Consider the following 3,728-nt stretch of genomic DNA (forward strand, 5'->3'; position numbering starts at 1 on the left):
CCTCCTTCGATCTCGAAGCTTACGACACCGCAAGAACCGTTTGGCAGATATTTCTGTGCCAAGTCATAATATTTATCGCCTGGCAAACCGCTATATTGTACGGAGCGTACTTTGGGGTGCTTCGATAAGAACGTGGCCACCGCTAAAGCGTTTTGACTGTGTCGCGGCATGCGAACGTGTAGACTTTCTAGGCCAAGATTTAAATAAAAGGCATTTTGCGGTGCTTGGATACTTCCCAGATCGCGCATAAGTTGAGCAGTGGCTTTGGTGATAAAAGCACCTTCCAAGCCAAAGCGTTCGGTATAAGTAATGCCGTGATAGCTTTCATCGGGCGTTGTGAGCCCTGGGAATTTGTCAGGATATTGGGTCCAGTCAAATTTTCCCGAATCGACGATACAGCCTCCGACAGCCGTTCCATGACCATCCATGTATTTGGTAGTGGAGTGTGTGATAATATCCGCACCCCATTCAAACGGCCGGCATAAGATCGGTGTCGCAAACGTGTTATCAATGATCAAAGGGACACCGTGGCTGTGGGCCGCCTGAGCAAATTTTTCAATATCCAATACAGTTAAAGCCGGATTGGCAATGGTTTCCCCAAAGACAGCTTTGGTATTCTCCTGGAATGCCGCATCCAGTTCTTCCAAGGAACAGTCTGGATCAACGAAGGTGAAATCGATGCCCATGCGTTTCATCGTGACCGCAAACAAGTTATAAGTTCCCCCGTAAATACTGTTGGAGGCAACGATGTGATCACCGTTTCCGGCAATGTTGAAGATTGCAAACAAGTTGGCCGCCTGACCGCTGCTCGTCAACATGGCAGCACTTCCGCCCTCTAATTCGGCAATCTTAGCGGCGACGGCATCGTTGGTTGGATTTTGAAGACGGGTATAAAAATATCCTTCGGCTTCCAGATCAAATAATTTTCCCATATCTTCACTGGTCGCATATTTGAACGTAGTACTTTGGATGATGGGGATCTGCCTGGGTTCCCCGTTGCCAGGCGTGTATCCGCCTTGCACACATTTCGTTCCCATTCCTTTATTTTTCATGATTTTATCCTCTTTTCGTATACGCTTATTTTAGAGGGCATCTTTTTGAATGTCAAAGATTTGCCGTAGAAGATGAAAAAGATCACGGGAATTCATGTATAATAAATAAGACGAAAGAAAGGGAGCGGGAGGATGAAATTATTTGCGAGCGATTTGGATGGAACGCTGCTGAACCGAAAACATCGGGCCGACTGGATCATCAATCACGGATTGCAGATCATCAAAGAGACAGGAAATGTATTTACGGTATCTACCGGGCGAAATTTATCGTTATTTCGAACGGCTAAATTAGATAAAAGCTATGTGATCTGTATGAATGGTTCTTGTATTCTGGATCCCGATGAGAAGATCTTGATTCGTCATCCTCTGAATAAAGAAGTCCTTCACTTTTTATTATTTGATACGCCTTTTCAATTTGAATACCAGACGATTGACGGGATCTATACGACCAAGGATGCGGAAAGCTTTACACAGATCTATATGGCAAACCAGATGTTGCGAAACCGTGATATCAAAGAAGATATGGTCAAAAATCTGGCTGCCTATTCCTTTGAAAGCGATCCGTATTGGATCTTGGATCAGGAGATCTATAAGGTCAACTTGCATTTTACGGATCCATCGATGGGCCCCCTCATGGATCAATTGGCTAAAGATCATGCGGACAAGATCGTCAATGCACCGAGTGTTCCCAGCTTGGCGGAGATCACCGGGGCCGGCATCACCAAAGGCAACGCGGTCAAAGAGTTAGCAAAGATCCTGGATATCCATGATCAAGATATTTATGTTTATGGAGACGGCATCAACGATGTTTCCATGTTGTCGAGTTTTGAACATTCCTACTGTCCGGCCGAAAGCACAAAGGAAGCCAAAGCTGCTGCGCATTATGAACTGGGTCCTTTTGAAGAGTATTCGGTCATTCGCCATATGGTGGATGTCTGCACGAATGCTCAGTAAAAAAAGAGAATGTTTCAGACATTCTTTTTTTGATGATTTCTAATGATATAATGAGACAGACAGTCAAAGGAGTTGTGATTATGAAAAAGAAAAATTGGATCAAAGACTTGATCTTTGTTTTGATAGGAAATTTGATCATTGCCTGTGAAGTCGCTTTTATTGTTTTGCCCAATGATTTGTTGGACGGTGGCATTGCCGGGCTTTCGGTGGCTCTGCAGCCTTTGATTCCCATCGATCCAGTATGGATGATCAATGGTTTAACGATTGGATTGTTCTTTTTAGGATTGATCTTCTTGGGCAAGGCCTTTGCGTTGAAAACCGTGGTTTCCGCGATTGCGTATCCTGTGTTTGTGACCATTCTTTCTTCAGTGGCGGCCCAGTTTCCCGAATCCACCTTTGTGTTGCCGGATTATCTGGCGGCCATCTATGCCGGTGTGTTAGCCGGTTTTGGACTGGGTCTGGCTTTTAGAGCCAATGCCAGTACCGGCGGTATGGATATTCCGGCCTTGATCTTGAGAAAATATGCCAGGATCCCTTCCGGGCAGGCAGTCATGATCATTGATGTATTGACCGTATCTTTAGGAATCTTTACTTATGGTCTTCAGAAAGCGCTGGTAGGGATCATCACGGCTTTTATTGCCGGCCAGGTCATCAATAAGACCGTGTTATTAGGTTCGCAGAGTGCTAAGAATGTAATGATCATTTCTTCCAAGTGGGAGGAAGTACAAGACTATCTAATGGAAACAATGTCCAGAGGTGTAACGGTACTCAGCGGTAAAGGTGGATATACTTCGCAAGAGCGTCCGGTATTGATGTGTGTGCTTTCTCGAAAAGAGTATCCGCTTGTGGAACAAGAGGTCAACCGCATTGATCCGGCAGCCTTTATGATCGTTAGTGATGTTAACGAAATCCATGGTTCCGGTTTTACCTTTGAGGATGGAACAATCAATCGAAATGTATGGTAACATATTGTTAGCTTATATTGTATGAAAGACAGAGATATTTATACATTTGCGTATAAAAGTATCTCTGTCTTTTTCTTTTGTCTTGAAAAAATAATTATTTAAAAAACAATGAAAACGCTTGCATAATCATTTGTTATATGTATAATAGGTTATGTAAAGATATATAATGATATATAATCATTAAGAAAGGGAGAAAATTATGAGACAAGAACATGCAGAACAAATTGAAAAGGTAATTCAGGCCTTGAAGGCCAAAGGGGAGGTGAACGAAGTTTACTTTGTGGCTTGTGGTGGATCTCAAGCTGTTTTGATGGCTGGACAATATTTATTTGATCGTGAATCCAATGTACCTAGTCATGTATATACCGCAAATGAATTTGTTTATGACACACCGAAAAATCTTTGCGCAGATTCACTGGTAATTTCCTGCTCACATTCTGGCAACACACCGGAAACCATTGCCGCTACTAAGCTGGCTAGAGAAAAAGGAGCTATGACAGTTGCCCTTTCTAATTTAGTGGGATCTGAACTTTGGGAAGCTGCTGAATATCCTGTTCATTATGACTGGGGAAAAGAAGTTAGTGATTCTGATAAAAACAAAGGCATTCTTTATGGTCTGATTTTCAACTTGTTGAAAGTGTTAGCGCCAAATGAGAAATGGGATGTTTGTTTACAAGAATTGGAAAAATTAACAGAATTGAGTGAAGAAACAAAAGCACAATATCCATTTGATTTTACTTATCAGAAAATTTTTAAC

Annotated in this window: 4 protein-coding genes; 3 read left to right on the forward strand and 1 reads right to left on the reverse strand. The window is 42.6% G+C overall.

Going from position 1 to position 3,728, the window contains the following annotated elements; genetic code table 11:
* On the reverse strand, nucleotides 1-1,052 hold a 1,052-nt coding region (locus Q0J48_RS06835), incomplete at its 3' end, for an aminotransferase class I/II-fold pyridoxal phosphate-dependent enzyme (protein ID WP_296242744.1).
* Between the two features lie 132 nt (nucleotides 1,053-1,184).
* On the opposite strand from Q0J48_RS06835, the gene Q0J48_RS06840 reads away from it, so the two are divergent.
* From Q0J48_RS06840 to Q0J48_RS06850, 3 genes are all read left to right on the forward strand, one after another.
* Nucleotides 1,185-2,006, forward strand: coding sequence for an HAD-IIB family hydrolase (locus Q0J48_RS06840; protein ID WP_296242745.1), 822 nt, complete (start codon nucleotides 1,185-1,187; stop codon nucleotides 2,004-2,006).
* Nucleotides 2,007-2,086: 80 nt separating this feature from the next.
* A complete protein-coding gene (locus Q0J48_RS06845; RefSeq protein WP_296242746.1) occupies nucleotides 2,087-2,971 on the forward strand; it encodes a YitT family protein in 885 nt (294 codons plus the stop codon).
* A gap of 199 nt (nucleotides 2,972-3,170) precedes the next feature.
* Nucleotides 3,171-3,728 (forward strand): SIS domain-containing protein (locus tag Q0J48_RS06850; RefSeq protein ID WP_296242747.1); only part of this gene is annotated, 558 nt, incomplete at its 3' end.

It is taken from the genome of uncultured Faecalicoccus sp. (genome assembly GCF_944325745.1).
Classification (GTDB): Bacteria; Bacillota_I; Bacilli_A; order Erysipelotrichales; family Erysipelotrichaceae; genus Faecalicoccus.